This is a genomic window from Brucella pituitosa, from assembly GCF_003049685.1.
GTDB lineage: Bacteria > Pseudomonadota > Alphaproteobacteria > Rhizobiales > Rhizobiaceae > Brucella > Brucella pituitosa.
The window spans coordinates 271,513-298,270 of record NZ_PYSY02000003.1 but is presented as its reverse complement, the minus strand read 5'-3'; the positions used below and the strand labels follow the sequence as shown (position 1 = coordinate 298,270).

Sequence of the window (26,758 nt, the reverse complement as noted above, 5' to 3'; positions counted from 1 at the left end):
ACCGATTCTTCGGGTGCAGGGGGTTCTACTAAAGCAACCAGTTCACCGCCTTGAGCGAATCGCCAATCTTTGCTGCAAAATGTGGTTCGATACGCTTTGCGTGCTCGAGCTTTCCGAAAATGTGGCGTCGCATACTCAGCACTGACCGAAACCCCAAGGCTTCCGCATGTTCCGATGGATCAATGCCCTTAGTCCCAAGGATGTGGGCATGCAGGCGAAGCTTGTTTTTATATTCCCTGGTTAGGCGTGGCTGCGTGCCGTTGACGACCAAACCCAACACAATCTTGAGCGCACCCGGTGTTCGCACGCAGGCCTTTCCGGGATGTGGGACAAGCCGCGCTTTCGCGAAGCAAGCGTAGACCTTGCCGATGATTTTGCTCGCCTCATCTCGTGTGAAGTCGTCTCGCTTGGTCGATAGTGCAATGTCATCGGCATAGCGCGTATAGACGAGGTCATGCTCAGTAGCGATTTCCATGATCTCACGATCCATCTCGAAGACAGCGAGATTTGCCAGAAGTGGGCTAGTTGGAGCGCCTTGCGGAAGGACTCGCCTCTGAGCCAAGATGGGTGAGCCCAAACGCTCCCGCCTTTTTAAGGACTGATCGAGAAACGCGTCATCCTCATACGGACCTCGGCCATAATTCGCTACACGTGTGAAACGTGTTCGCACGCGTTTTTCCGGATCGATAACCTTTGTGCAAAGCCGTGTCAGCTCAAGCGAAAGCAAACGCGGATAGCCGAGTCGAACGAAAACCTTGAACACCTGCTCTTCGCTGATCGACTCGAAGAAATTCTGCACATCGAGCTTGATCAGCCACTTGCAGCCGCAATGCAGTTTTGCGGCCTGTTTGATATCGGCGTCTTTATGAAAGGCAACACTGGCTTCGTGCCCGTCCGCTGTATGCAAGATACGGTGAAGTATCCATCGCTGAACGAGCATCAACAATGGTGCCGGGACAGAGATACGGCGCATTGGTCGACTTGCAGGCCGCTTGTTCTTCTTCTGCCCGGAGGTTGATTTCTTGATAAAGAACTCTCGATAGGAACGAGTGCCGGGATCCTGTATGCACATTCTCAGGAAATTGTAATGTACACCCGTCAGATGCGCGAGATGAGCAAGCGTGAACACGACAGCACGATCAGCGTGTTGTCCAGAAATGCGCCGGTGAACCAGGACAGCACGATCCAGAACACCGGGTTGGATTTTTAGCGATTTGCCGATTGAGCGAAGGTGTTGCGAGGTTATGTAGTTCAACGACTTTAGCCTATCAGTGCGTTTGCGTGGGCGTTTCTCCGTAAGGCATTCGCCGCGGGAAAGAAACGTCCACGTAGCCGCTAGGCTTTGCAGTGGCTCGTCCGGCGGGCTTCGGCAATCCTAACCCAACAGGCTTGTGGCCTGTCGATCTCGTGAGCACGAGCGTCTCGTTCAAACTATCATCCTCGCAACGACGTTGGGAAATACACGGAAATCCTGTCCTCCGGAAGAGGAATGCGTGATTTTAAAGACTGACGAGCGGACCTTAACTCGGAAAGCCCCGCTTCCGAAATCGCGCCATGGACGTCACACCAACCGACGCGAAGAAATAGCTTGATGAGGCTCTCCGCAACGAGAACACCAAGCCCAGTTCGCACAGATATTTTAGAGATTCCCCGAAGACCCCTTGCCATGGCTGCCAGCACCAGGAGAGCGTGTGATGATTCCTCTCCAAAATGGGCGAGCAATTCAGGGTCGGAAAGAGTTGGCTGTCCTAGTGACATCAGTTTATCCGAAAACGGGATCCCCTCATGAACATGGAAAATTGCGTCGAAGCTGACCGCTGACCGGTTTGGAAACAACGTCGGGCGGGTCCTGCTTTCAGCCCAGAACATCGGGGGGGTAGTGTTGGGACAACCGTGACCGAAAGCGATCAACGTTCCGACTTCCTCAAAACCGAGCGCGCCGTATTTGCTATGGCCCGGTATAGGATTGTAAAATTTACATAAGTTTTCCACCTGGCCCAAACCATGGCTTCGATAGATGTCGAAGATCGTCGGAGCGACCACTGCGAAATGTAACTTAGGTTTCAGGCGATGCGATTTGACCGCTTTTTCACCGACAATGGTGGAGGCATAGGCGACGACGTGTATTTCGATCCTGCTTTTTAAATGCGATTGCCAGCTTCGGAAAGTTTCTGTCCTCCACAGCGCGTCGAGCATCTTACATATTCTCGCGCCCGACCCAAGCAAATCGGTCACGATCGCAATTTTGTGGACTGCAGACCTTGTTTTCATTGGCCGCAGGCGATCAGGCCCCGGTGACAGAAGGTATGCCTTGGGATCGCGGCGCGCGATTTCGGTCAATAATTGCGCAACAATTCCCTCGCTACCGACATGCATCGAGCCACGGGTTGGCTCAATCAACTTCGGCCCGTTACGGCCGACTGACCGGAGAACCACGCCCGTATCCATCTTTGAAAAGAAGCGCTGACCAAGCGGAAACTCTCTCTCCGCGTAAAGCGCCAAAGGCGTTGCCTTCGAACCGATTTTGCCCAGTGCCATAGAGACCCAGCTACGGAAAGTGCTCGTCGATACGACCGTGAAATGATCCAACAAATCACGCACGATTAGGTCGTCGCCGATTGTGAAATAAGACAGCCAGTTCGCCGCTTGTTCGCTTTCAGAAAGTTTCATCGATAGAGTCCATGTCACCAGCCCTCAAATGATCGCAAGCCCCGCCCATTACCCCTCATCTCGGGCAAAACGCTGGCGCTTTATCGGATCATGGAAATGCTTATCCCTAAAATAACCCGCATGAATTCAGCTAGGTCTGCTTTGAAGTCCGACTTGTGATCAGTCTGCACAGTGGCGCCGGAACTCGGGTTAGCGACGGTCTTGATGACCTCCCGCACCAGCCTCATACCCTCATCAGGATTCGCGATCACACCTTCCCGGCGAACAATCTTCCCCTCCAGATCAAGCACCACCCACAGGCAATTTTCCAGCGGATTGTCCTCCGGCACCAAAGCCGCGAGGAGCGGGTTACTGCTGGGGCCGATCAGCGGAACGAAGTGCTCATCTACGAGCCGCTTCGTCGTCTGGTATTCCATGAAGTATCCTAGCGAGAACGCCAACTTGCTCAACGACGGGTGGGCCTCATCATAGATTACGGCGAACAGTGGCACCTCGCGGGCGCGTGCTTCAGCGAATGCCGTCTCCACCTCACTGTGCGGATCACGGGTGAAAAAAGAGTTCCTTATCAGCTGCGGATCGGGTGCCGGCGGCAAGACGGCATATTGCGAACTATGTACCCATTTGTTGAACGATATCGGCATGTAGCGCGCGGCAAGCGCATGTGCGTCCGGTCCCGTAAGAAGAGCCGTTTCAATCTTAGCGGAATCAAACGTTAGCAGCTCGAACTTCGGCCTCAGTGCAATTAAGATTTGGGAAAGGCCGCTGCTTGCCACCGACGAGTAAAACGCGATGAAGCCTGTGCAATTATGCGTCTCGATCCTGTCTCGAACATTTGCCTCGTCGGTGGGCGTAACCGAGTTGCCGCTATGGGCCTTATGCTTGCAGCTCACCAGCCACCGGACTTTTGTTTCACCACCTGGCCCAGAGCGCGTCTCTTCAACGATCATATCACGGCCACCGTCGGCGCCACGGTCAGGACCGTCCAAGACGCGGAACTTGCTCAGCAGTAGAAATTCGCGCGCGAATAATTCGAAATCGTCCCGTGCCGGGCCAGTGTGGGCCTGCGGAATTTCCTTGAAATCGAGCACCCCCACAAATCACCTCCAGTGGCATATTCCGTGTTATAGCAAGCTCCTCGTGTCCCCGCAAACGCTGGTTTATGCATAGCGAGCTGGAGGAACAATGATCCCACGACTCCAAATGGGATCCACTGTTCCCGCCTATCGTTCTACCAATGAAACTCCAGAGCGGAGCGCGAAAAGACCATTCGAACCCAGCTGATCGGATAGGTTATGATTGGCGATTGTTAGGACGCGCATGTGGCTTAACCCAAGGTGCCACCAAGCCCTGACATACACTTTGGAAGTTGAGGTAAGGCATATTGCGTCTCCAGCCCGACTACCAGGCTGCAAGAATGCTAGATAATCCCCCACGCCCGAAACCGCCCCCTCCCCGTCATTTCGCGCAAGCTGAGCTCTTCAACGAGGCGGAGCGCCGCACGGGATGTGATGTCGAGTTCTTTGGCGATGAGACCTGTCGACACAAGGGGTCTGGCCAGCACTAGATCAATCAGCCCCGGCAGATTGGAAGACGCGCGGCGGCCCGTCAGCCGCCGTTCCAGCATTTGCCGCGCCAGCATCAGCCGGTCATGTTCCCTGAACCCGAGTTCGATCCCGGCCATCAGCCCCTCAAGAGAGGCCATAAGCCGGGTTTCAAAATTGCGATGCCGCCGCCGTTCGACGCGGATGGTTTTGAGGCCGGCATTGAAGGCCAGCAGATGCGCCTTCGTGGTCAGCCCTTCGCGCCGCAGCAGTGAGGCGGCCAGCAAACGACCTAACCACGGCGCCCGTTGCAACACCGCGAGCTCGTTCCAGGCATCGAGCGCCAGGATGGCCTGCAGCACCGGCGGCAGCTCGCTGATCGAACGCAACATGGTTCTCCATTCGCCGAGCCGTTCGTCCTCATCCCAGTCGGGATCGCGGATCAGCGGGTCAGTCTCCGGCTTAGCCATCCTCTGCGGCTGTTTTACTTTCGCCAAAACGTCGTCGGAGCGTGCCAGCACCGCGTCAATGGCGTCGAGATCTATGCCGGGCAAATCGAACCCGTCATCCAAACGATTTTTACTCCCTTCCCCGTCCCGATTCTGCCGATCGATCGCCGGGTCGTGCACCGCAGAGCTTTCCTTGTCTGCAGTGATGCCACCATCAGGAGACAGTGCAGACCATACCTGCTCCGCCTGTCGCAGAGTGCGCAAACCGTTTGGGCTCAGCGCCCAGTCCGGTGCTTGCGCGGCAATGCGTCGGCGCGTCTGCAACACGTCGCGGGCAATGGTCAGTGCATGACTGGGGGAGCGAATATCGCGCGCCGCCTCATGCAGCACCAGATCCTCCATCTCGACCAGTTCGCCGTCGAGCCACAGCGAGGCGCAGGCATCGGCAAAATGGAACCGTTCGATCAGTCCCTTGCCGACCGGGGAGTGGGCAAGACGCTCGTCGAGCCGCGCCAGGGCCGCACTGGCGCGGGTCAAAGGCGATAGCAGGGTCTGGAGAGGTAAAATGTCGAGTTCATAACGCATTGAATTTATGGTAAACAAAGTCTCAAACGGAATCCAGTGTGGATTTAATGTCCGGCACTGGTGATGGCGGTGGGTTGATGGTCTAACCTCCGATAAGTACAGGTTATCGAAGCTTATTGATTTGAAGCCGCGAATCGGTGATCTCGGCCGTCCTCACGCGGCGGGTTTCCCCACTCATCCGCGATTTCAGGTCGCCACGTGCCGTTTTGAGTCTAATTTGATTAAGACGAGCGTCATCGCGAATATCATCATGGTCAGTGCAAACTTTCACAAATGGCGCATCAACTCCATACGTCCATGCAAAATACGGACAACAAGCAGCGTATTCTCGCGTTCCCGAAAATAGATCACATGCGATCCCACAGCATATTTAAAATAACCGGAGCGAATGTCTGTCAGGCGTCCACGCTTGCTACCGTTTTTTAACCCTTCAAACGCATCCATTACGTCATCGACGCAGCTGTTAGCCTGCTCCAGCGACCATTTTCGTAAGGTGTAAACCCATATTTCTTCCAGATCAGCCTCAGCCATCGGAGTAAGCTGATAGCTTCATAGCGCATGCTTTGTCTTCATTCTTCTCAGGAAGCTTTCCCTATCCAACAGCTTAGGCTGACCCGACTCTTCGCCTGCGATCAACGCATCTTGTAATGACTTAACCCGCGTCTCATGCTCTTCTAAAAGCCCCAACCCCGCTCGCACTACGTCGCTGGCAGATCCGTAACGCCCTCCCCTCACCTGCGTGTCGATGAAGTTGGCAAAATGATCACCAAGCGTAACTGACGTACTTCGCGACATTGACGAACTCCTTCTCCATCGCATGTAAGTTTCTACTTCGGATTTTGCCCAGGAGAGAAGTCCAGATCAAATCCCTGTTGGAACGGGGGCTGATCTTTCCTGTTGGGAGGCTAAAAATCAGCTCAATTCGCACCGAAAATCTACACTACGTCCTGGGACACGATCAAAAATCCGAACTGTAGCACTTTATCACCTTCACGTATTGACATATGACATATGATAAATTTAGATGCTTGAGTAAGGCACAAGTCATCTCCAGGAGGCCTGTTAATCAGGTGAGGTGAATTGTGCTTGGGAGGAATAACCATGAACGCATATCAAATGATGCGAACGCGTCTCGCGTGCGCTTGTTTTCTGACGGCTATGAAAAAGTCAGCGCATGTGCGCGAGAGTGGATCGGCTGTTATTATTGCTGAAGATCATAGCTTCTTTACGCACAAGGTTATTTGCGTATGAAGTATGAGTTCAGTTTCGCTTTTCTGGAAAAATATTGGCCTTTGCTGCTGCAAGGCACAATCGAAACGATAAAAATGTCGCTGATCGTGACATTTTTAGGGTTTCTGTTGGGTACGATTTGCGCCGTGGCAAGCATCAGCAAATATCGTTCTTTGCGTATTGTCGTGGCGATATATGTAGAGGCTATCCGAAACACTCCGCTGCTTATCCAGCTGTTTTTGGTGTATTTCGGCCTGTCTTCTTTGGGCCTGAAGTTCTCTGCGCAGGCTTCCGCATTGATCGGGCTGACCATCAATGTCGGCGCTTATTCCAGCGAGATCATCCGTGCGGGCTTGCAGTCAATCAATAAAGGTCAGTTGGAAGCCGCTGACACTCTTGGTTTGAGCCGCTTGCAAATGCTGGCCGCTGTGATGCTTCCGCCAGCACTGGAGCGCGTCTATCCATCGCTCGTTAGCCAATATGTTTTGTTGATGCTCGCGACAAGCGTCGCGTCCCAGATTTCTGCGGAAGAACTCACGGGCGCTGCAGCGCGAATACAATCGATAACCTTCCGATCCTTTGAAGTCTATCTGGTTATTCTCGTGATTTATCTGCTGCTTTCATTCCTTATGCGCGGCCTGTTCAAGCTTCTTGCGTTCGGCTTTTTTCCCCGCAAACGCCGTCTTGGCACAAATCTCTAGGAGGACGAAATGTTTACATCTTTCTCCTGGCTGCATGTTGAAGTTCTGCTGCAAGGGCTTGTTTGGACTGTTGTTTTATCGATCATCAGTTTTGTTTTTGGCGGTATTTTTGGGTTTGCAGTTTCTCTTGCAGGCATTTCCAAAAACAAGGCGTTGGTTCGATTGGCGGATGCTTACATTGTGCTCGTGCAGGGCACGCCAGTCCTGATCCTGATGTTTCTGGTCTATTTTGGACTGCCAATCCTTAACATTGAAGTGTCGTCACTTTTCGCGGCCAGCATTGCCATGACGATCTTCGCAAGTGCCTTTCTTGGCGCAATCTGGCGCGGCAGTTTGCAATCGGTTTCGCGCACGCAATGGGAAGCTTCCGACTGCCTTGCGCTGACAGGCTTGCAAGGGTTGTGGTTGGTGATTGTACCTCAAGCAGTTCGTATTGCGACACCACCGACGGTCGGTTTTATGGTGCAAATTGTGAAGAACACATCGCTGGCATCGATCATCGGCATGGCGGAAATGACCTATATCGGCAAAGAAATTAACGCCTCAACTTTCCAGCCCTTCACCACCTATCTCGTGATTGCTTTGTTCTATTTTTGCATCTGCTTCCCACTCTCGGCGGCAAGTCGCAAATTTGAGAGGATGTATAATGTCGGCCATCGTTAAGTTTGTTGATGTCCATAAAAGCTATGGCTCGCTATCCGTCCTCAAAGGGATCAATCTAGAAATTGAAAAGGGCCAGGTCGTTGCGCTGATCGGTCGGAGTGGATCGGGCAAAAGTACTGCTTTGCGCTGCGTCGACCGGCTCGAGACAATCAATAGCGGTGATATTTGGGTTTGCGATCATCATGTCAACGATCCTGAACTCAATGTGCGCTCGTTGCGTCAGGATGTCGGAATTGTCTTCCAGGGCTATAATCTGTTTCCGCATTTAACGGTTGAACAGAACATCACGCTCGCGCTCCGCTGGGTCAAAAAGCTCAACCGCATTGAGGCCAGAGAACTGGCTGAGCTTGTGTTGCGTCAAGTCGGTCTAGCCGAGAAAATCGACAATTATCCTGAGCAGCTTTCGGGTGGCCAACAGCAACGCGTCGCGATTGCGCGCTCGTTAGCGATGAAACCGAAAGTCATGCTGTTTGATGAGGTGACATCCGCACTCGATCCAGAACTGACAGGCGAAGTTCTCAAAGTCATCGAAGACTTGGCGCGCAACGGAATGACGATGCTGTTGGTGACGCACGAGATGGATTTTGCAAAACGGGTAGCAGACACGGTTGTGTTCATGCATCAAGGCAAGATTTGCGAACAGGGCAGTCCCGACATCCTAAGCAATCCAGCGACACAGGAACTGAAGAATTTCGTTGGGGCACACCACTGATGTTTGCATTGGCGTAGAGGAGCGTCAAAGCAATTTTCAACATTTCCAGGAGGAGGAAACATGACTGTATTTAATAGAAGAAGTATGCTCACAGCATTGGGGCTTGGATTAAGCTTTGTTGCGCTTTCCCTGCAACCATCTTTCGCCAATCAGCTCGAAAGCATTCGCGAAAAGGGCAAGCTGCAAGTCGCAATTGATCTCGGTAATCCGCCTTATGCGATGCGCGATGCAAAGTTTGAACCGACAGGCTCTGAGGTTGAGACTGCCAAATTGCTTGCGACGGATTTGGGCGTTGAAATTGAGTTTCTGACAGTGCCAACGTCAGGGCGCATTCCGTTCCTGGTCTCGGGTAAGGCGGATTTGGCTGTGTCGACGCTGTCGATTACCAAAGAGCGGCTGGATGTAGTCGACTTCAGTGTTCCTTATGCTGAAACAGCTATCGTGGTGGCTGCACCCAAGGAATCCAATGTGAAGACCTATGCTGATTTGGCAGGGTCGTCCGTTGCGGTCACTCGCGGCACGGTCAACGACACCAATCTCACGGAAAAGACGGCTGATGTTTCTGGCGTTCAAATCGTGCGCTTTGAAGATGACCCGACATCAAGTGCTGCTGTTACAAGTGGCCAAATGGCCATTTATGCAACCTCGCGTCCGCTTTTGACGGAGCTGATCAAAGCCAATCCAAAGCTCGATCTGGAAGAAAAGTTTGTGGCGCAAGCTTATCCGCTTGGAATTGCGATGCGTCGCAATGAGCCACAGCTGAAGGAATGGATCGACACTTGGGTGAAAACCAATCTCGATAACGGGAAGCTGGTCGAGATTTACGAAAAATATCACGGTGCCAAGCTTGATCCTAAAAAACTGGCATCAATGGATCTGCCCCGATAGTCCGCCTGCGCCGGAGATGGGCGTGAGGTCAACGCCCTCTCTGGCCCATGACGCCGGTCAAAATGGCATTTCCAAACTAAAATACTCGGTCGTGCAAACAGTTACTCGACCGAGACTCGTTCAATATCAATGATTGAATTATCAGGATTTAAAATGGTCGATAAGTTCAGTGTGAAAGACAAGGTCGCAATTGTGACAGGCGGTCTGGGCCAGCTGGGAACACAGTTCAGCAAGTCACTGGCGGAAGCCGGTGCAAAGGTTGCGATCTTTAGCCGTCGCCCAATCAGCGCCGATGATCTCAGTGCCAAGTTTCCCGGTCTGACGGATAACATCCGCGTTTATGTTGCAAGCGTCACCGATAAGAGCGCTTTGGAACAGGCAACCAACCAACTGATTGAAGATTGGGGCGTGCCGCATATTCTCGTGAACAATGCGGGCATCGATTCCAAGCCATCCGGCTCTGCTGATCAGAATAGTCCCTTTGAAATTTACCCGCAGGAATATTGGAACGAAATCATCGAAACCAATCTGACGGGTGTTATGCTTTGCTGTCAGGTGATCGGTTCCAAGATGGCTGATGCGCAGCGCGGCAGCATCATCAATGTCGGCTCGATCTACGGAATTGTCTCTCCCAATCAGGCGCTTTATGCGTATCGCGAAGCACGCGATGGTGAGCCGTTCATCAAGGCAATTTCCTATGCAGCCTCCAAGTCTGGGCTGGTCAATCTGACCCGTTATCTGGGCACCTATTGGGGCACTAAAAATGTCCGCGTTAATCTGATTTCATTTGGTGGCGTGAAAACTGCAAACTTCGACAAAGAATTTATCGATGCGTTTCTTGAACGTGTTCCGATGCACCGGCAGGCAGAACTCGATGAATATAATGGTGTTATTCAGTTTCTTGCCTCTGATGCATCATCCTATATGACTGGTTCAAACGTCGTCGTTGATGGAGGATTTACAGCGTGGTAGCAGAGCAGGCAGACAGCCGACAGTCCTTGAAACGAGCTATTCCAGATCGGGATAAGCTGCATGTTTCTGTCGTGGAAGACTTCGAAGCGCAGATACTTTCTGGGCAATTGAAGGTCGGTGATCGTTTGCCTGCAGAAGCGGCCATTGCACGAGACTTTAATGTGAGCACACGTTCAGTACGTGAAGCTCTCCAAATCCTCGAAACGAAAGGTCTTGTTCGCCGAAAGCATGGCGAACGTGCACTGGTGGTTCGTGACGATGTCGGAGAGTTCCTCGGATCTTTGGCCATAACCGTGAAACAGCTTTTTGCTAACAACTCCGATTATCTTGTGCAGCTGATGGACGTGCGCCGGATCATAGAGATGGAAGTTGTTACGCGTTTGAGCTCAGAAGAGTTGACGATCACCCAAGAGGTTGAAGACTCGCTCGCCGAAATGCGAGCAGCGGCAAAAGCCAACGATATGTCGCGATTTACGGACAGTGATGCTGCGTTTCACCTTGGCCTTGTACACTCGGTCGGCAATGAAATCCTCAATGTAGTCTACGACAATCTATTTTCGATCATCATTGACGTCATTCGTGTCACGAGCCGTGTTCCAGACAAATCGCTTCAAGAAGGACTCGCAGAGCATGAGGAAATCTACAGCCTCATTAAAGCAAAGAAGCCTGACGAAGCACGCAATTCAATACGCAGACAAATTGAAGAGAGTTCCCGCTACCTCAAGGTAGCAATGGACAAAGCAGCTATACATTCAAAAGCGAGAAGCAAATGAACAAGTTCGACTATGCAGATACCGATTGGGAATCTATCAAGCGTTTATCAAAGTGGTATTCCGGCGACGTCCATGACAGCCTAGAGCAACTCGGTGGTTGGGGCTATCTTGATGGTATTTCTTTGCAAGGCGTCTTGCAGCCAGGCCAGGTTGTATGCGGCCCGGCAGTAACGGTACAGTTTGAGCCAAGCGAACGCCGTAATCAGCCGCAGGACGCCTATCATCACGCTATCGATTGCACACCGGAAGGTGGAATTATTGTGGTTGATTCATCCTGTGCACAGGGCTCCTGTTCTGGTGAGCTGATGAGTTCCGGAGCTAAAACACGTGGAGCGGCCGCCACGATTGTGAACGGTACTGTGAGAGATATTGCGCAGGTTCGCGGCCTGGGGTATCCGTTGTTTGGTCGTGCACGATCGCCAGTTTCTGTTTCAGGCAAAATGGAGCCGAAGCGCTCGCAAGTGGAAATTGAAATTGCTGGTGTTAAGATCAATCCCGGCGACGTGATTTTTGCTGATATTGATGGTGTCGTGGTCATTCCGAAAGATATTTTGTCAAAGGTTGCAGATCAGGCAGATCAGCTTGGCGCTAACGAAGCAGCGGCGCGAGATCGCATTCTTGGTGGAGAAAAACTGCAGTCGGTCTGGCCCGTTGAATCAAAATACGGTCTGTGAACAGGCTACCGAGCAAAATTAGCTACAAAAGCAACTGAACCGCACCGGGTTTTCTGGAGGCTCCAACTTCTGAGAAAGTTGGAGCCGTTATGAGCAAGACAACGACAAGTTTTACCTGAAGTCCGCGCAAGTGCCATCCGTATGGTGCTGGCGTATGGTGCTGGCTCACGAGGCAGAACAGCCGTCGCGTTGGGCGACCGTTTCATCTATCGCGGCGGAGCTCTACCGGCCATTGAACCGATGATTTCATTCATAGATGAACATCGCCAAGCGCAAGAACGTGGGCCACCTTTCGGCCCCGCCCTCCAGTATGGCCGATATGGCTACTGCCGCATCACCGCGATGCTGCATCAAGCTGGTCGAGCGGATATGGCGGCGGGAGAGGCTGAAGGTTCCGCAAAAGCAACCCAAGCTCGGTCGACTCTGGTTGAACGACAGTTCTTGTATCCGGCTTCGACCGGAATTCCCTCACTGAAAGGCGAGCAAGTGACTAGCATGAGGGAAGTCACCTGTTTTTATGACGCTTTCGCAGATACTACGATTGCAGTTAGTCTCAAGCCTGTCCGAGGCGTTTGCGCAATTCTTCATTTTCTGCGCGCAATTTTGCAGCCAGTTCCTGACGCAGCTTCAGATTTTCGGCTTCAAGGGCGACAAGTGATTTCAGGTCGTCGTTTGCCGTTGTCTTTGCTGCTGCCGGTGCTGCTTTTCCGGCGGCGTTCTTCCAGTTGTAATAGGTTTGTTCACTTACTTCCAACTGTTGCAACGTAGCTTTCAAAGTGGTTTTGCCGTTCTTGGTGGCCTTTTCAACTGACGCAAGAATGGAAGCGCGTTGTGCGGGCGTATATTTCTTGATCGTCCGCGCTACAGGCTCTGCTATAACGGATGCTGCCTTGGATGCTTTAGAAGCAGGTGTTGCAGCTGGCTTTGCAGGTTTAGGCTCACCTTTTTTGCGTGGTGCGCGAGTTTTCTTTGTGTCACCCACAGGCTCGGCGGCTTTCACGTCAACTGGTGTTTCGTTTACTGTCGCAATGGTCTCGTCTGCCATAGTAGATTGCTCCGGATTGTTGTTTGGAAATTCATTTAGGCGTCAAACATATAGGTCAATAGCTCATGTAACAATACGGCGGTGTACTTCATGTGTTCAGGAGGAGACAGGCTTGTATTCAGAGCATACTGATTGGGTCCAACGCTCTATCGAATGTTGAAAGCCTGACGTATAATATGTAGCTACTGATAAAAGCTCTTTAGCGCTCACAGAGCGTCTTCACATTTTGCCGAGAAAGCTATTCACGGATGAAAAATCCAAACCGTAATGTTGTCGTTGAATATAAAAACAGGCGTGCCCGCAAGGGTCCAGCATCTTTGTGGGGAAATCTGGATTTGAAGTCGATTGCCCGGCAAGTGAAAGCGGATGCGCCGCAATCTCCGTTGGATGTCCAGCTTCAATCTGATCTAACCAGGCCGGTTGAGCGCAGCACTGATATCAAATCCACAAAAGCTGTATCGTTGACGGAACCGGTTGTTGAGAAAGTTGATGACGCTCCAGCCGGGCCAGCACTTTCCGACATTGATACGCCAGAACCTGAAGAAGCGTCTACCACAAGGGAAGAACCGCAAACAGCTGGCATAACAGAAGCGACCGTTGTCGGGGAGAAAAAGCCATTTGTTCGACGTCGTTTGAAAAAATTGGTTTTGCAGAAACAAGAAGCGACAAATTGGATCGTTGCCGCGTCCGATATTCAGGCTGAATTGTTAGCTCTGGAAATTGAGAATGCCGATCTGAAACGCGAACTGGCCGCCAGGTTACGGGCGGAGAATGGGCAGTTGGTCAAAATGCTCCGACAATTGGAGCATCGGGTGATCAATGGTCGCTAAGAATACCCTGCCAACCTCGATGACCGATCATATTCATGCGTTCTGGTGACATGCGCAAGGGTAGATCATTGCCAAAACTATTGTGTTGTGTGGATTAAGCTGACAGCATCTCGTCACACCGTTGCGGTGCTGACAACAGGAGGCCGATCACGATGAAGTCACTGGGGGAGCGTCTCGTTGCCGGGTTGAAGAACTGGCGGTCGCGGAAAAAATCGGCCCTACCGGATGAAGTGGTCGATGCTGATCCTGCGACCAGCCAAAGCCCCGAGCAGCTTGATCATATATTGCCGACGAGACTGTCGATCAAAGTTACGACAAAAGATCCCGATCAAGGGAATGATAAGACAACGGGGCGGGTTGAGCCGACAGATTTCCCCGAGATGTTATCGCCCGTTGAAGAACCGCAGGCCCCTCAAGAAGCGCCAGTTGTTGTGGAGTCCGAGAGGAAGGAGGGAACAGATGAAATCCTCGCCCCGCCTCCGGTTCTCAAATCACCGCAAAAACAACCCCGCGCGAGAAAGCCGGGCCCAAAGACTGAAGATGGGCCGGTGACAGACGAAGTACTGGAAGAGCTTGAGGCGGAGAATGCCCGGCTCAGGCTTCTGCTAAATGAGCGTCTGAAAGCGAAGCAGGAGGGTTCTTAGACTGACCTGCCGGTAAAGATAAAATGGTGTGTCGCAAAGATTTTACTGTTTCTACGTTATTTGTCGGTCATTACAGATAATGGCGTGAGGTGCAGAGGAATGGCAATAGATTCCAAAGGAATGCATTTTCCCAAAGTGCCATCCTTTATGCTGTTGCTGTAGTTGTTGATTGCCGCTGAGAACTGACCCAAGCGGCATAGCTCCGGTACTGGAACACCATCTTCTTCCTGATGCAGGATCCCAAGAATTTGCGGTTCGCTAAATCTGCTTATCTTCATCTACAATCTCCTCGATCATAATGCCGAGAAAATTCTACTTTTAAACCCGATTAATTTCTGCGCGGGCTACCGCATGATCGGCGTTATTCGGGTAAGACCTGTTGGGGAGCTATGCATTGGCGCTGCCTGTCGGATCAGACATTTCCGGTTCCGTATCAGCAATTTGTCTATGAGGAATACAAACGTCGGATCCGTGAATTGGAAGAACTCTGCAAACGTTTAGAGGCTGTGCTTATCGAAGCGATGCAAGAGTGGCAGATGGTACCGATCGTTGAGGCTTTACAAGCTTTGCATGGTATTCGGCTTATCGCCGCTGCTACCCTTGTTTGCGAAATTGGCGATATGCATCGTTTCGATAATCCTAAAGCGTATACTTATAATCTGAGACACCAGATGCGGACAGAGATGAGTTTGATTGCAGCGAGACAATTGACAGGGTACTTGTCATAGCGCATTGCGATACCACGATAGTGCTTGATGCGTTTAAAGAAACGCTTCACTAAATTTCTCTGACGATAAACCCAACGCGGGAACGAAAGGACACCCTTGCGGTTGGATTTGGGTGGAATATTGGCCCCTATTTTGCGGTCTGCTGCCTTCTTCCGGATAGCATCGGTATCGTAAGTTTGGTCCGCAAGCAGCGTGCCTCCTTCTTTGAGAATATTGATAAAAGCTTCTGTCTGCGAACAGGCCGCAATCTGATCCCCGGTCAGGCAACCATCGTCAACATCCCCTTTTTTCCTGCGGCTCCGTGCTGGTGAATGCGAATACAGGTGCTGTCGATCATTACAATATCTCCGTCATAGGCCTCAGAGACAACCTCCAGCAGTCCGGTCCCCGACACCAGTACGACGCAAGCGCACAAACCGGTTGTAACAGGCTGTTGCAATACCATAGCGTTCAGAGATTTCTGACCATGATGACCCGGTGCGGAAGCGCCACAGAATACCATTGAGAACCATGCGATCATCAATCCGGTGGATGCTGCGCAGTTTGCACAGCAACAGGGGGGGCAATAATCGACAATTCACGTTCTGTGTGTTCATAGCGGCGTCGGGACATCAAAGAACTCTTATTCCGAGGCTTTTGAATCATTAATCCGTTCAAATAACTAGCCAGTTTATGAATGTACGGCCTCGTTCCGGGGCTCAATCACAGCACTACTGCTACATAAAAACTGCCTATTTTCGTTTTCCAGATTACCGAAAAGGAGTTTGGCAACATCCGTTTCCCCAGTGCGTATCTTCGCCGTAAGGGAGCGCATATACCCGCCAGGTGATTTAATTTCACCACCTCGTTGTAATATCCAGGCTATGAGAGCTGAAATGCGTTCCCGACCCATAATCGAAGTGGCGTCTTGGTATGCGCTATCGGAAATGCCAAGAAATGACGCAACGCCTCTTGTTGTATCAACGAGATCTCTCCAGCAAGCAATACCTTGTGCAGCATATTCGCGGATATCTGGGCAGGCTCTTAGAACCATATCGAGCGAGAATGCTCTGGGTGTTTGGCTTTGTATTGGTTCCAACACAGGAGAAAGCTTTAGAACGAAAGTCGATTTCAAATCAACAAAATTACATAAAGAAGATTCAAAAGAGGATTCAGTTAGGGATTCCTTATAGTGCCGCTCATTTTGGGCATCACTGGCGCTCATTTCATTCTTATTATCCTGAAAATTCAAGGATATAGACAACTGGGCATGCAATACAGACAGATCCTCCAAGTTCTGAGTCAATTCAAGGCTCGTTGCACGGCGAGGAAGCCCTTCGTTGAGTGCCCGGAAATGATCGTTTTCTGGTTGAATGGATGAAGCATTGCCCTCCAGTTCTGCTGCCAGGAATAACTGGGTGATCTCACGACGTAAGAGAGTGATCTTCTCACGTGTACGTTTCAAGGCCAATGCTTCAGCCTGAATTGATTGGGCAGCTTGCGCAATTTCATCTGCGCGCTCTAGGAGCGGCTGGAAAGAAAAGCCAAACGCCTCTTCAACTTCCCCTGCCCTATCCTTATAAGCGTATCGTTTGCCATTGGGGCTGTCACGACGCAGGATCAGCCCGGCCTTAACGAGCGCTGCGATATGACGCCTTAAAGTCGATTCCGGCATACCGTGGGCACGCAGAGCCAACTGGCGATTGGAGGGAAATACCACCAGACCTGTTTTATGGCTTATTTCGTTGTTGGGATAAAATGACAGCAGAGAACTCAGGACTGCCAGACAACGATCATTTACGCCAAACTGTGTCTTGGCTATGCAAAGCTGTTTGTAGATGGCCCATCTATTAACGGATTTATTAACAGATGTGTTAGATGTCTTTGCCTGCATTTGCGCAAGGGTCATCGTTCGCCCGCGAAACGCGGACGTTATCCTTTCCAGTACCTGCATTTCCCTTCACCTTTCAAAAGGCAAAAGAAACTCGCCCGTCAAAATGACGTTCAACACTCTTGACAGTGATTCATGGAAATGCGATTCTCGAAGCGACCAAACTTGAGGAAGGCTTCCATGACGGAAACGTTATCGGGGGCCTTTTTCTTTTGCGGTTAATCTCCACTCGATTGCGGTTTTGATTGTTTATATTCGGTATAGAAACGATCCATATTGTTTGAAAGCCAGTCACTGAATGGACGCGCTTCCACGCTGGAAAGTTCTATGGCGACGTTTTTCGGCTTTTGCTTCATCAAAAAGCGAACGGCTTTATCCTCTGAAGCCCATGACTTTTCTGTTGTGACCTTTGCCGGCGCTTTAGCGGCAGAACGGACACTGTATTTCTTCAGATACTCGTGGAGGGCATCAAACCTCTCCTCTTCAGGCAAAGCCATAAACCCAACTGATGCAATACGCGAAAGCGCCACATCAAGATGAGCTGGATTTAGGATTATCTGGCGAAGCGAAAGCCATTTGTCTCGGCCGATCTTTTTGGATGCCCCCATTGCCATGATCATGGTCGAGGGTACAGTCTCCACCACACTTAACATTTTGGACAACAGCGCGTCATCGATGCCAATGGCTGACTTAACGATATCCTTGCCCATCCCGCTTGAAAGGAGGTTCTGTGCAAAATAAGCCCGTTCAATGAAGGACAGGTTGGATCGCGCTGAGTTTTCCTGCCCCTGAGCGATCGCGGAAGAAATATCGTCGAGCTTTTTGACAACGGCTTTAACGCGAATACCGAGGTCCATTGCGACACGCGCACGGCGATGACCGAACACCACCATATAACGTTCACTGTTGTTTGGATTCGGCCGCACGAGAATCGGCGTCGCCTGCCCCTGTTCCTTAATCGCTTCTCTGAGCGCTTCAAACTCATCATCGTCTTCCGATAGCCGATCAGCAGCGAATGAGACATCGAGAAGCTGTGGTTCTATTTCGATGATGGTTTCGCCGTCCATCAATCGCTTTGTATTCTCGGCCATTTCTTCAATGGAACGGACAACAGTTTTGGCAGCACCCGTCATACCATAGCCAGCTTTTGCGGCCGGTTTATCGCTGCTGATTGAAGCCAGATCGAGATTGGCAAATGGATTCTTACGTGACATTGGCTGCTACCTCCACGGTCATTTCGGATAACCAGCTGAATAATAATGGGAAAATTGGAAAAAAAACGGCTGACAAAAGCTTCATTTGCGCCCCCATGTCTGATGGATAAGTTCGGCGACCTCTCCATTCGTGGCGTTCAGGCTTTCCATGGCTCGCTCATATGTTGAACGGACAAAGTCACCCTTCTCAACTTCGTAAAGGGTCTGTTTCTTGATCGACGCATCAGAAATAGCTGTCGATTTCAGAACATGGTTTTTAAGCATGTTCTGCGCAAACATGGATTGCATGAAACCGACCATCTGAGCCTGCGGAATGTCCGTAGGTTCAAAACGGGTTATAAGATAGCGGAACCATTTGACTTTGATTTGTGCTCCTGCATCTGCCACTGACGTCATGATACCGCCGAGCATCTGAAGAAACTGAGACATCGACATAATATCGAGCATCTGGGGGTGGATGGTAATTAAAATACCCGTGGACGCCATAAGAGCTGTGATTGTCAGATAACCGAGCTGCGGCGGACAATCGATTACCACCACGTCGTAATTGTCTTCAATTTCTTTCAAAGCCTTGACAATACGCAAATGGAACAGTCGCCCCTCCTCACCCTTGCGACCCGAAATGGCGAGCGGCACATCATATTCATATTCCTGCAAAAGCAGATTTGCAGGAACGATGTCGAGGTTTGGAATATTGGTGGACTGGATGATTTCGGCAATCGGCTTCTTTTCATCGTCAAACCGCAATGCTTCGTAAAGCGAAGCAATGTCATCAAGTTCGGGCTGAATCCCGAACAGCGACGTTAGAGATGCCTGTGGATCAAGGTCAATGGCCAGCACACGATGGCCGGTCAATGCGAGGTATTGTGCCAGATGAGCGGATGTCGTGGTCTTGCCGGACCCACCTTTGAAATTGACGACCGAAAGAACCTGAAGCGGTTCGCCGTCCTTGCGGCGAGGAAGATAAATGCGCTTATCGGACTTTTTATTCTCTTCCAGATGAGCGCGAAGCTCGAGCATCTGTTCGGCAGTGTAATAGCGGCGCCCTGAAACCACCTCGATCTCAGGGCCTTTGCCTTCGCTGTGTAGCTGTCTCAAATGCGATTGAGTAACGCCAATAAGATCCGCAACTTCAGGGAGCTGAAACCGCCGCAGGCTTTTACGTGCATCCGGCGGATACTGCTGAGTCCGTAGCATATTCAGCGCGCTGGAAATCTTTGAGCCCTGGCTTGCAATTTCGTGGTCAAACCGGCTTGTATTGTGATCGTTCATTTTGTGAACTAAAGTCCTTGTTTGGGTCACTTTCGCAAAAAAGCGCGCGGCATTGATATTTTCGCAACTATAAATCCGATTCTGGCCTTACGGCAAGGAATTTAAGGTTAACGAAAGATTAATTGTCGGAGTCGAAAATAAAGGCCTCAATCAAGTCCAATTATTTTGTTTTTGCTGCTTCAAAGAAATGCCAACATAGCAGCAAAAACAATTAATCGGCATTGAGAAGAATAGCTGTAGCCGCTCCGGCCCCAGCATATTTGGCCGATAACCTCCCTCATCTGGTGATCAAAAGTGCGCCCCGGGGGCTAAAATCAAGCAGCTGGAGATTGTGAGCATGTCAGGCGGCCCACATTGGTCCATCGTCGCCTTCGCAAACGAGGGTAGCGTGGGGATGTGCAGTCTCGACAGTATATTATCCAAACCCATTGAAGGTAGGACGAGGGGGCATGTTGAGGGTGAGATATCGGCAATGCTCCGCTGAACCCGTACAATGCCGGAACTTTGCCTATCTCCTTCGATTGAACGAGGGTTGGCAAAGGGATCAAAAAATCTGCGTTAATCCCGTAAGCCGGACGAGATTGATAATAAAGCTAGTAGCAGCAAGTTGTCACAGATCAATACAATTTCTTCGCGTTGCGAAGATGGGATTTCATGTTCATTCTCTTTACGCGGCCGGTTCTTCTTCAAATCGTTGTTGAGGCAGGGGAATGATGGGCTCTCAGGTCGACGATTACCGGCGCAGCACAATCTGTCAGGATCAGGCATTGTCCGTCTGGTCAACATCTCGCGCGGCGTCTGTTGTTGGCTTGATGGAAGCGACATGGCGGCTGGCCTGTCGCGGAGTCTTGGTGCCGCTTGAGACTTTCATCCATCACAGGCGGGGAAATGAGGGCTCAAATCCAGCAAGCCATTGAAAAACCGCGGCTTTTCCTCCAAATATACGGCTGACAAAAACCGAAGAGCTTCGATGAAACCAAGATGCTATTTTGCGGCATAAAATTCAATTGGTTTGCTGCTTTGCCAGAAAGTTGGCAATAGGCCACAGCCGTTTAGCCGGGGGGGCTCCTCTGCAACTGCAGTACTGGGGAGGGGGGTGAGCTGAACATGTTGTTATAGACATAGTGTGGGGCGACAGGATAGCTAAATACAAATAAGAGATTCTGCTGAAAGGTCGAGCGACAAGCTATGCAATCTGCATGTTTGAAGTGCCCTTATTCGGGTCCAACGGTAGGGCGAATATTCAGAGTTGATGTGCCATTCACAGGGGATGTTATCGGTCGCCGCGTTGCAGCTTGCATCTCAAATTCGCCACGGGCCGTATCAGCAGGCTTTGGCAACAGATATAGGCAGGACGGTTCACCAGTCCAAGAAACCCGGGGTATATAGATTAAAGCATATAGTCATGCGCGTTTGCGATTAAAGCCATTAATAACTGAATACGGGAGCACCGATCTGATTGATAGAATCTGATGGGCGCTCTAATCATTTGTTTCACGAACATCTTTTCCGAAAACTGTTCCACCCTCTTCGGGATGTGCTCTAACCGACAAGCTGATTTAATCAATGCCCAACGCGCTACTTGTTCTTCGCGTTGCAGCTTTATCCTGACTGACAACGCCAGCCAGGTCGGTTGAAAGGATTATGAAACGAGTTCTTATCCAAATTGGGGGACGCCAACGTATAACTAACGGCCCAATATGCGAGATGGCTAAAGACAAGGCTAAATATCGTGGTTTTTATTGCTATCCGAGTAATGCTTACCTACCCATTCATGGCACACCATATTTTCGACTCCTCCCGCAAGCGAGAGGGAGGGGTAAAAAGTCAGCTATTTTCAAGGCAATTGTGAGTATCTGAAGCTTCAACGTTCATGTTTATGTTTCATCCTTGAAGGGAGGCAGATTAATTTTAACAGACAGGCTCGCCGGCCAAAATCGGTGAAGTTTCGCATTCACGGCGGGTAAGTTCGGCGAGCTGCTTGGTCTTCAGCGACTTTAAAATGATCAAGGACTGCGGATTGCCCGATGACGTTGCACACGCGATGGCGGGACTGTGCTTCGAGGCGCACATCTAAGTTCGGGAATTAATTTTGAATATGCTCTTACTTGTGAGTTGTACAATTCTGCTGATTGTTGTCGACGAGCATCGTGCATGAAAAAAACCTCATTGAATGCGAATGTCTGTTAGTCGCTGATTAACTCAGAGCGCATTTTATCGGCGAATGCTGGGAAGGAACCTCGGCTCCATAGTTGCTCTCATCGCCGCGTAATCTGTGTATGGTCCCATATTGCGTTTTCGTGCGAACTGGATCATAGATAAACAACTTCATTCTGCTCCCGACAGCCGTTCAGGCTTGGTCAAAGATTCCTATATTTACTTGTATTCCTGTTCCTTTCTGGGGAGTCACAGTAGAGAAACTTAATGGCACCTTAAGTTTCGTAATGGTGAAGATGTCGTTGAAGATCAATGAAATTAACAGAACGATTTAGACAGCATAAAGGGCAACTGGTGGGTGTCGGGGCGAATTTGTAATCGGCTCGTCCACCTGGATCTCCCGAGGCCGATTAGGCCACGGCGAACGTAAAAGGAATTGTAGCCAGAAAGGCTACGCTTTGGTTGCAGTTGCTCCGATTATCGCTCCGCTGGTTACGTATTTCCAACATGTAACCAAAAGCTTGCAGTGAGTGCGATGATTGCTGTCTGGCGCAGACGCCCACCGTTTTTCCCGACTCACGTATCAAACCGATGGGTAAGCTCGGACCTGGGCTGGTGCCGTAACCATAATCAGGCCGGAGATGGGTCATAGTTGTTCGAAGCCTTGGGTTGCCGACTTTGCAGATATCATATTCGCGGATCAATTGATCCCCATCCACAAGGGGTGGGCGTAAACCGGCATACCCCGGGATCTTTTCATCAATGATAGCGATGAGAGCCTTCGGATCTCTCGGCTGTAAAGTATTTTCGATGTTTAAAGGTCGCCACTTCGACAAATCTGTTATCCTTCTGTGTTCAATGGTATCTGATTTACAATCTGAGCCTGCGGAATCTGAAGGAAGTGAAGGCCAAGCGCGCTATTGATCTGGACCACTCGACCGTGCATCGCTGGTTTTGCCTGCAGCCCGAAACTTCTTGTGCGCTTCGATCGAACGAAGCGTCAGATCACACGGAAGCGGACCCTGGATGAAGCCCATGTGAAGGTTGAAGGCGAGTGCCTTTATCTCTACCGTGCGGTTGGCGGCAACGGTGATACACTCGAATTGCTATTTAGCAGAAAACGTTAATTGACTGCTGCCAAGGGCGTCTTGCGAAAGGCTCTAACTTGGGCACAGTCAGGCCGGTCATCCCATTGCCATTCGCTCGAGCAAATACATAGACAACACCATTGAGCAGGACATCGCCGCGTCAAACGCCGGATATGATCCATGCTCGGCTTCAAGTCCGAAACGACAGCCAACATTACCGTGGCTGGTATCGAACTTGTTCACATAATGCGCAAATAGCAGGGCGTTTTCACATCAGTGAAATCGCTTTCGCTCAAGCAGCAATTCAAAGCACTCGCAGATAATTGTGTCCAGACTTTAGTATCGCTACGTATGGAACGAATGCTTGCAAGGAGACCGTATCCAAGCCGGCCTCTTCGGAGGCGAACGACGAGCACCGGATCAGTCTTGCGTTCTGGCAGATAGTTGAATGTGGTCATCGTTGTGAACTTAGTCCTTGTAAGTTGAATTTCACCGCGATCTGAACCGCTTTTCTATTTCTTTTTGGTCCTATGATAAGACAGAGACAGGCACTTAAGCTTGACTGATGGGATCAATTGCAAATGGAAAAAAGTCAACTTTTGCCGCAACTCAATGCGGAACTGCTACCACGCCTTAAAGCCTGTCACCAGTTCTTCCTTGACGCGAGAGGACTTGCTGTGAGTAAGCAGAAATAATTCTGAGACTACACGCCTGCACGGCAACATTATCTCCGGCGTCGGAATTCTTGAGTAATAGATATCTATAAAAACTATAAAATTTATGGATTAATGAATTCGTTGGCTCTCCAGAGAGGATACCATGCCCAAAACAAAATCCAATCCCATCACGTTCGGAACCTGCTTAGCGGAATTCAAGAATAGCCGGTTTCCGCGCGACTTTGCCGGAAGGGGGCTTGTTGTCGTTGAAGACAATAGCAATGACGCTGAAGGACATGTGGCGAAGATGCTGGAGCGCGTGGGCGATGAGGCGAAGACCTACGGATATGATTTTTCCAATCTGAAGAATCCATCGCAGTGGGTTGCCAAGTCTTATGAAGCCACCAACAGGCCGGCCCTCTTCCTTCATGACCGTGATTGCAAGCTTGTGTATCACGGCCAATTCGATGATGCCCGGCTTGGCAGTAAACCGTCCTGCTTCTTGACCGCCGGCTGATACGCAACACAAACAGCCGCACTGCCGGCCGGCTCCTCCTTTTCTGTATCGGAACATCATGGCATCGCGTCGCAAGGAACAGCCCACCAAAGAAGGGCGGCACATCGAAACTGACGTGTTGGTCGTTGGTGGCGGTCCCGCCGCCGCTTGGGCAGCGCTCGCTGCCGCGGAGACCGGCATGCGTGTTGTGCTGGCGGACAAGGGCTATCACGGTACGAGCGGTGCAACAGCTCCGTCCAACACGGGAACGTGGTGCGTGCCGCCAGGGGAGGGGCGGATAGCTTCGGTCGAGCAGCGTTTCAAGCGGACGGCTGGCCTTGCCAGTCGCCGCTGGATGTTGCGAGCAGCGGACAGAGCGTACGAAAATCTCCTGAAGCTCGCAGAGTGGGGCTATCCCTTTCCCAGCGACGAGACTGGCGACCTCTACATCGCCAACCTGCGCGGTCCGGATTATATGCGCTTCATGCGCCAGCGCGTACAAAAGGCCGGCGTCACCGTCCTCGACCACCATCCCATCTTGGAATTGCTTGGCGACGATCATCTTGTCGGCGGGGCTGCAGGACTCGCGCGCCGCAATGGTGCAAGCTTCTTTGTTTCAGCTGGCGCCGTTGTGCTTGCCACGGGTGGCTGCGCCTTCTTCGAACGCATTCTCGGAGGCACGGGGCTTACAGGCGATGGCTATCTCCTCGCTGCGGAGGCTGGCGCGTCCCTTTCCGGTATGGAGTTCACCGGCAAATACACACTTGCCCCTTATGGTTCCTCGCTGAACAAAGGGTTACCTTTCCGTTGGGCGACCTTTTACCGAGAGAACGGCGAGGTGCTGCGGGATGCTTGCGGCGAGCCGGTGACGAACGGTATCGGAGGCGGCGAGAAGCAAGTGGCTAAGGCGCTTCTGTCCGGTCCCATCTATGCTCGGATCGATCTTGCCGAACCCGCAATGCAAGATTGGCTGCGTCGCGGCCAGCCGAATTGTTTTCAGCCCTACGACCGCATGGGGATTAACCCGTTCGAGGAGTTGTTCCGGGTCGATCTCAAATACGAAGGCACAGTGCGTGGTACTGGCGGTATCCGCATCGTCTCTTCCGAATGTGCAACAGGAATTGCCGGGCTTTATGCAGCCGGTGATGCTGCGAGCCGTGAAAACGTAACTGGCGGTATTTCCGGAGGTGGTGCGATTAACGCTTCCTGGGCGATAGCCAGTGGCTGGTGGGCCGGTCATGGAGCAGCCCAACATGCCCGCAGCAGAAGATCCCGGGATGCCACGCGCTTGCGACCACTCGGTACGACAGGTTTGCGCGGTACGGGCGATAGCAAGGCTGTCAATCTCGCCACGGTCGCCCGGATAGTGCACGACGAAATCGCGCCACTCGAAAGAAGCTATTGGCGCAACGCCGATACGCTGGAAGCGAGCCGCCGCATTTTGGAAGATGTCTGGGCCGATCTCAACCAGACGGCGCCGGTGGTCGGCACAGACCGTCTTCGCGCACGAGAGGTAGCGTCGGTTACGGCAAGCGCCCGTTGGACCGTAGCTGCTGCGCTCTTGCGCACGGAAAGTCGGGGCATGCATCGCCGCAGTGATTTTCCCATAGAAGACCCGGCACAGGCCAGTCGTATCGTCGTCTCTGGCCTCGATCATGTAAGCGCCATGCGTGAAGACCTCGTGTTTGAAACCGCTCGGGAGGGCTGAACGATGATCGAAGTGATTTCTGTCGACCGCTGCATTCGCTGCGATATCTGTGAACGGATTTGCCCGGCATTTGTCTTTGATCGCGACGAGACAGGTCTACCGGTTATCACGAGGCAAGATGACTGCCAAACCTGCTTCCTCTGCGAGATCTACTGTCCGACGGATGCGCTCTATGTCTCCGAGAAGGCGGACGGACCGATAGGCATTTCTGAGATTGAGGTGCTGCAGCGAGATCTTTTTGGCGCTTACGCCCGGTCGCTCGGTTGGAACCGCGGCCGTGCCGGTGGCACACAAGATGATCCGACCCGCCACATCCGCGTGGCGCAGGTCTGAAGGGAGTTCGATCATGGAACGCATTACAGTGAGCGCGTTGTGCAAAACTTTTACCCTCAAGCAGGGACAAACCGTGACCGTCGACGGTGTCGCCTCCAACCGTGTTCCAGTGCTGGATGGTGTCGAGCTGAGCATCAAACGTGGTGAATTCATCACGCTGGTCGGGCCTTCTGGTAGCGGTAAATCAGTGCTGCTGGATGTTATTGCTGGCCTGACCGAGGCTACTTCCGGGGGCGCCCTCATCGACGGCATTGAGGTCTCGAAGCCGAATGCCCGTACTGCATACGTCTTTCAGCAATATGCGCTCTTTCCATGGCGGACGGCTTTGCAGAACGTCGAATATGCACTGGAGGTTCGCGGCGTAACCGCCGTACAACGCCGCGAGAAAGCGCGTCATTTCCTGCATCTCTTCGGCCTCAAGGGGTTTGAAGACCGCTATCCCTCACAGCTTTCTGGCGGTATGCAGCAGCGCGTGGCAATCGCCCGAGCGTTGTCCACCGATCCGCAGGTGCTCCTCATGGACGAGCCGTTTGCCGCGCTCGACGCCCAGACGCGCGATATCCTGCAAAGCGAGCTTCTGCGCATATGGGAACAGATCAAAACGACTGTTGTCTTTGTCACCCATTCGATTGACGAAGCCATTTATCTCGCTGACCGTGTTGTCGTAATGACTGCGCGTCCGGCGAGCGTCAAGGAAATCGTCGAGATTGATCTGCCGCGCCCACGCGACCTCAATATCCGCAACAGCGCGGCCTTCAATGCCTATCGCGGTCGCGTCTGGGAAAGCCTGCGTGACGAGGTCGTCAAAGCCCAGCGCGACTGGGTGCTCGCATCAAACTATGCCAATTAAGGGAGGATC

The 26,758-nt window shown here is 51.6% G+C and carries 25 protein-coding genes and 4 pseudogenes; 16 read left to right on the top strand and 13 right to left on the bottom strand.

Features of this window, described 5'->3' with window-relative positions; translation table 11 throughout:
- Nucleotides 1-28: 28 nt before the first annotated feature.
- From C9380_RS21665 to C9380_RS21640, 6 genes and pseudogenes are all read right to left on the bottom strand, one after another.
- Nucleotides 29-1,255 carry a reverse transcriptase family protein gene (locus C9380_RS21665; RefSeq protein WP_128094629.1) on the bottom strand — a complete coding sequence of 409 codons (1,227 nt, stop codon included), beginning with the start codon at nt 1,253-1,255 and terminating at the stop codon, nt 29-31.
- A 179-nt stretch (nt 1,256-1,434) separates the two neighbouring features.
- Entirely contained in the window at nt 1,435-2,670 is a 1,236-nt protein-coding gene (locus C9380_RS21660; protein WP_128094628.1) for a phosphoribosyltransferase-like protein, read from the bottom strand.
- Nucleotides 2,671-2,750: 80 nt separating this feature from the next.
- Nucleotides 2,751-3,764 (bottom strand): hypothetical protein, encoded by a 1,014-nt coding sequence (locus C9380_RS21655; protein ID WP_128094627.1) that lies wholly within the window; start codon nt 3,762-3,764, stop codon nt 2,751-2,753.
- Nucleotides 3,765-4,087: 323 nt separating this feature from the next.
- The gene (locus tag C9380_RS21650; RefSeq protein ID WP_128094837.1) at nt 4,088-5,254 is read right to left on the bottom strand and encodes an RHE_PE00001 family protein; all 1,167 of its coding nucleotides are present in this window, start codon (nt 5,252-5,254) and stop codon (nt 4,088-4,090) included.
- Between the two features lie 258 nt (nt 5,255-5,512).
- Nucleotides 5,513-5,779 (bottom strand): annotated as a pseudogene (locus C9380_RS21645) (type II toxin-antitoxin system RelE/ParE family toxin); the annotation flags it as partial.
- Between the two features lie 15 nt (nt 5,780-5,794).
- Nucleotides 5,795-6,040, bottom strand: a complete 246-nt coding sequence (locus C9380_RS21640) for a type II toxin-antitoxin system ParD family antitoxin (protein WP_128094625.1) — start codon at nt 6,038-6,040, stop codon at nt 5,795-5,797.
- Nucleotides 6,041-6,492: 452 nt separating this feature from the next.
- Here C9380_RS21640 and C9380_RS21635 point away from each other — a divergent pair, with 452 nt between their 5' ends.
- The 8 genes and pseudogenes from C9380_RS21635 to C9380_RS21595 all read left to right on the top strand — a co-directional run.
- A complete protein-coding gene (locus C9380_RS21635; protein WP_100558181.1) occupies nt 6,493-7,176 on the top strand; it encodes an amino acid ABC transporter permease in 684 nt (227 codons plus the stop codon).
- 9 nt (nt 7,177-7,185) lie between these two features.
- On the top strand, nt 7,186-7,839 hold the full coding sequence (locus tag C9380_RS21630; protein ID WP_100558180.1) for an amino acid ABC transporter permease: 654 nt from the start codon (nt 7,186-7,188) through the stop codon (nt 7,837-7,839).
- Nucleotides 7,823-8,551 carry an amino acid ABC transporter ATP-binding protein gene (locus C9380_RS21625; protein WP_128094624.1) on the top strand — a complete coding sequence of 243 codons (729 nt, stop codon included), beginning with the start codon at nt 7,823-7,825 and terminating at the stop codon, nt 8,549-8,551. Before C9380_RS21630 ends, C9380_RS21625 begins: the two co-directional genes overlap by 17 nt.
- 60 nt (nt 8,552-8,611) lie before the next feature.
- A complete protein-coding gene (locus C9380_RS21620) occupies nt 8,612-9,439 on the top strand; it encodes a transporter substrate-binding domain-containing protein (RefSeq protein WP_128094623.1) in 828 nt (275 codons plus the stop codon).
- Nucleotides 9,440-9,592: 153 nt separating this feature from the next.
- Nucleotides 9,593-10,411 carry an SDR family oxidoreductase gene (locus tag C9380_RS21615; protein WP_128094622.1) on the top strand — a complete coding sequence of 273 codons (819 nt, stop codon included), beginning with the start codon at nt 9,593-9,595 and terminating at the stop codon, nt 10,409-10,411.
- The gene (locus tag C9380_RS21610; protein ID WP_100558176.1) at nt 10,405-11,184 is read left to right on the top strand and encodes a FadR/GntR family transcriptional regulator; all 780 of its coding nucleotides are present in this window, start codon (nt 10,405-10,407) and stop codon (nt 11,182-11,184) included. Before C9380_RS21615 ends, C9380_RS21610 begins: the two co-directional genes overlap by 7 nt.
- The gene (locus C9380_RS21605; RefSeq protein ID WP_100558175.1) at nt 11,181-11,858 is read left to right on the top strand and encodes an RraA family protein; all 678 of its coding nucleotides are present in this window, start codon (nt 11,181-11,183) and stop codon (nt 11,856-11,858) included. Before C9380_RS21610 ends, C9380_RS21605 begins: the two co-directional genes overlap by 4 nt.
- 300 nt (nt 11,859-12,158) lie before the next feature.
- Nucleotides 12,159-12,327: pseudogene (locus C9380_RS21595) on the top strand (IS3 family transposase); the annotation flags it as partial.
- An 84-nt stretch (nt 12,328-12,411) separates the two neighbouring features.
- Here the strand turns inward: C9380_RS21595 and C9380_RS21590 are convergent.
- Nucleotides 12,412-12,903 carry a transposase gene (locus tag C9380_RS21590; protein WP_128094621.1) on the bottom strand — a complete coding sequence of 164 codons (492 nt, stop codon included), beginning with the start codon at nt 12,901-12,903 and terminating at the stop codon, nt 12,412-12,414.
- Nucleotides 12,904-13,151: 248 nt separating this feature from the next.
- Here C9380_RS21590 and C9380_RS21585 point away from each other — a divergent pair, with 248 nt between their 5' ends.
- A complete protein-coding gene (locus C9380_RS21585) occupies nt 13,152-13,733 on the top strand; it encodes a hypothetical protein (RefSeq protein WP_128094620.1) in 582 nt (193 codons plus the stop codon).
- A 152-nt stretch (nt 13,734-13,885) separates the two neighbouring features.
- Entirely contained in the window at nt 13,886-14,377 is a 492-nt protein-coding gene (locus tag C9380_RS21580; protein ID WP_128094619.1) for a hypothetical protein, read from the top strand.
- 56 nt (nt 14,378-14,433) lie between these two features.
- Here C9380_RS21580 and C9380_RS21575 read toward each other — a convergent pair whose 3' ends face one another.
- Nucleotides 14,434-14,655: a hypothetical protein gene (locus C9380_RS21575; RefSeq protein WP_128094618.1), complete on the bottom strand. Its 222-nt coding sequence runs from the start codon at nt 14,653-14,655 to the stop codon at nt 14,434-14,436.
- 111 nt (nt 14,656-14,766) lie between these two features.
- Between C9380_RS21575 and C9380_RS21570 the strand changes: the two genes are divergently transcribed.
- A complete protein-coding gene (locus tag C9380_RS21570; protein ID WP_128094617.1) occupies nt 14,767-15,105 on the top strand; it encodes a transposase in 339 nt (112 codons plus the stop codon).
- Here the strand turns inward: C9380_RS21570 and C9380_RS21565 are convergent.
- From C9380_RS21565 to C9380_RS26950, 5 genes and pseudogenes are all read right to left on the bottom strand, one after another.
- Nucleotides 15,030-15,717: pseudogene (locus C9380_RS21565) on the bottom strand (transposase). The gene C9380_RS21570 and the pseudogene C9380_RS21565 overlap by 76 nt on opposite strands.
- Nucleotides 15,718-15,775: 58 nt before the next feature.
- A complete protein-coding gene (gene repC / locus C9380_RS21560) occupies nt 15,776-17,038 on the bottom strand; it encodes a plasmid replication protein RepC (RefSeq protein ID WP_128094616.1) in 1,263 nt (420 codons plus the stop codon).
- Nucleotides 17,039-17,193: 155 nt separating this feature from the next.
- The gene (gene repB / locus C9380_RS21555; protein WP_105535441.1) at nt 17,194-18,189 is read right to left on the bottom strand and encodes a plasmid partitioning protein RepB; all 996 of its coding nucleotides are present in this window, start codon (nt 18,187-18,189) and stop codon (nt 17,194-17,196) included.
- Nucleotides 18,190-18,270: 81 nt separating this feature from the next.
- Nucleotides 18,271-19,461, bottom strand: coding sequence for a plasmid partitioning protein RepA (gene repA, locus C9380_RS21550; protein ID WP_128094615.1), 1,191 nt, complete (start codon nt 19,459-19,461; stop codon nt 18,271-18,273).
- Between the two features lie 2,567 nt (nt 19,462-22,028).
- Nucleotides 22,029-22,454, bottom strand: a complete 426-nt coding sequence (locus C9380_RS26950) for a hypothetical protein (protein WP_164844696.1) — start codon at nt 22,452-22,454, stop codon at nt 22,029-22,031.
- On the opposite strand from C9380_RS26950, the pseudogene C9380_RS21545 reads away from it, so the two are divergent.
- The 5 genes and pseudogenes from C9380_RS21545 to C9380_RS21525 form a co-directional block, all read left to right on the top strand.
- A pseudogene (locus tag C9380_RS21545) lies at nt 22,429-23,024 on the top strand (IS6 family transposase); the annotation flags it as partial. The gene C9380_RS26950 and the pseudogene C9380_RS21545 sit on opposite strands and share 26 nt — an antisense overlap.
- A 501-nt stretch (nt 23,025-23,525) precedes the next feature.
- Nucleotides 23,526-23,879: a thioredoxin domain-containing protein gene (locus C9380_RS21540; RefSeq protein WP_128094614.1), complete on the top strand. Its 354-nt coding sequence runs from the start codon at nt 23,526-23,528 to the stop codon at nt 23,877-23,879.
- Between the two features lie 58 nt (nt 23,880-23,937).
- On the top strand, nt 23,938-25,566 hold the full coding sequence (locus tag C9380_RS21535) for an FAD-dependent oxidoreductase (protein ID WP_128094613.1): 1,629 nt from the start codon (nt 23,938-23,940) through the stop codon (nt 25,564-25,566).
- A 3-nt stretch (nt 25,567-25,569) separates the two neighbouring features.
- On the top strand, nt 25,570-25,899 hold the full coding sequence (locus C9380_RS21530; RefSeq protein WP_105535436.1) for a 4Fe-4S dicluster domain-containing protein: 330 nt from the start codon (nt 25,570-25,572) through the stop codon (nt 25,897-25,899).
- Between the two features lie 13 nt (nt 25,900-25,912).
- Nucleotides 25,913-26,749, top strand: a complete 837-nt coding sequence (locus tag C9380_RS21525) for an ABC transporter ATP-binding protein (protein WP_105535435.1) — start codon at nt 25,913-25,915, stop codon at nt 26,747-26,749.
- Nucleotides 26,750-26,758 lie beyond the last annotated feature (9 nt).

What these genes read in the sequence shown, in the direction of transcription:
- C9380_RS21660 (WP_128094628.1), bottom strand. Translation starts at nt 2,670, where the DNA reads ATGAAACTTTCTGAAAGCGAACAAGCGGCGAACTGGCTGTCTTATTTC.
- C9380_RS21640 (WP_128094625.1), bottom strand. Translation starts at nt 6,040, where the DNA reads ATGTCGCGAAGTACGTCAGTTACGCTTGGTGATCATTTTGCCAACTTC.
- C9380_RS21635 (WP_100558181.1), top strand. Translation starts at nt 6,493, where the DNA reads ATGAAGTATGAGTTCAGTTTCGCTTTTCTGGAAAAATATTGGCCTTTG.
- C9380_RS21630 (WP_100558180.1), top strand. Translation starts at nt 7,186, where the DNA reads ATGTTTACATCTTTCTCCTGGCTGCATGTTGAAGTTCTGCTGCAAGGG.
- C9380_RS21625 (WP_128094624.1), top strand. Translation starts at nt 7,823, where the DNA reads ATGTCGGCCATCGTTAAGTTTGTTGATGTCCATAAAAGCTATGGCTCG.
- C9380_RS21620 (WP_128094623.1), top strand. Translation starts at nt 8,612, where the DNA reads ATGACTGTATTTAATAGAAGAAGTATGCTCACAGCATTGGGGCTTGGA.
- C9380_RS21615 (WP_128094622.1), top strand. Translation starts at nt 9,593, where the DNA reads ATGGTCGATAAGTTCAGTGTGAAAGACAAGGTCGCAATTGTGACAGGC.
- C9380_RS21605 (WP_100558175.1), top strand. Translation starts at nt 11,181, where the DNA reads ATGAACAAGTTCGACTATGCAGATACCGATTGGGAATCTATCAAGCGT.
- C9380_RS21590 (WP_128094621.1), bottom strand. Translation starts at nt 12,903, where the DNA reads ATGGCAGACGAGACCATTGCGACAGTAAACGAAACACCAGTTGACGTG.
- C9380_RS21585 (WP_128094620.1), top strand. Translation starts at nt 13,152, where the DNA reads ATGAAAAATCCAAACCGTAATGTTGTCGTTGAATATAAAAACAGGCGT.
- C9380_RS21580 (WP_128094619.1), top strand. Translation starts at nt 13,886, where the DNA reads ATGAAGTCACTGGGGGAGCGTCTCGTTGCCGGGTTGAAGAACTGGCGG.
- C9380_RS21575 (WP_128094618.1), bottom strand. Translation starts at nt 14,655, where the DNA reads ATGAAGATAAGCAGATTTAGCGAACCGCAAATTCTTGGGATCCTGCAT.
- C9380_RS21570 (WP_128094617.1), top strand. Translation starts at nt 14,767, where the DNA reads ATGCATTGGCGCTGCCTGTCGGATCAGACATTTCCGGTTCCGTATCAG.
- repC (WP_128094616.1), bottom strand. Translation starts at nt 17,038, where the DNA reads ATGCAGGTACTGGAAAGGATAACGTCCGCGTTTCGCGGGCGAACGATG.
- repB (WP_105535441.1), bottom strand. Translation starts at nt 18,189, where the DNA reads ATGTCACGTAAGAATCCATTTGCCAATCTCGATCTGGCTTCAATCAGC.
- repA (WP_128094615.1), bottom strand. Translation starts at nt 19,461, where the DNA reads ATGAACGATCACAATACAAGCCGGTTTGACCACGAAATTGCAAGCCAG.
- C9380_RS21540 (WP_128094614.1), top strand. Translation starts at nt 23,526, where the DNA reads ATGCCCAAAACAAAATCCAATCCCATCACGTTCGGAACCTGCTTAGCG.
- C9380_RS21535 (WP_128094613.1), top strand. Translation starts at nt 23,938, where the DNA reads ATGGCATCGCGTCGCAAGGAACAGCCCACCAAAGAAGGGCGGCACATC.
- C9380_RS21530 (WP_105535436.1), top strand. Translation starts at nt 25,570, where the DNA reads ATGATCGAAGTGATTTCTGTCGACCGCTGCATTCGCTGCGATATCTGT.
- C9380_RS21525 (WP_105535435.1), top strand. Translation starts at nt 25,913, where the DNA reads ATGGAACGCATTACAGTGAGCGCGTTGTGCAAAACTTTTACCCTCAAG.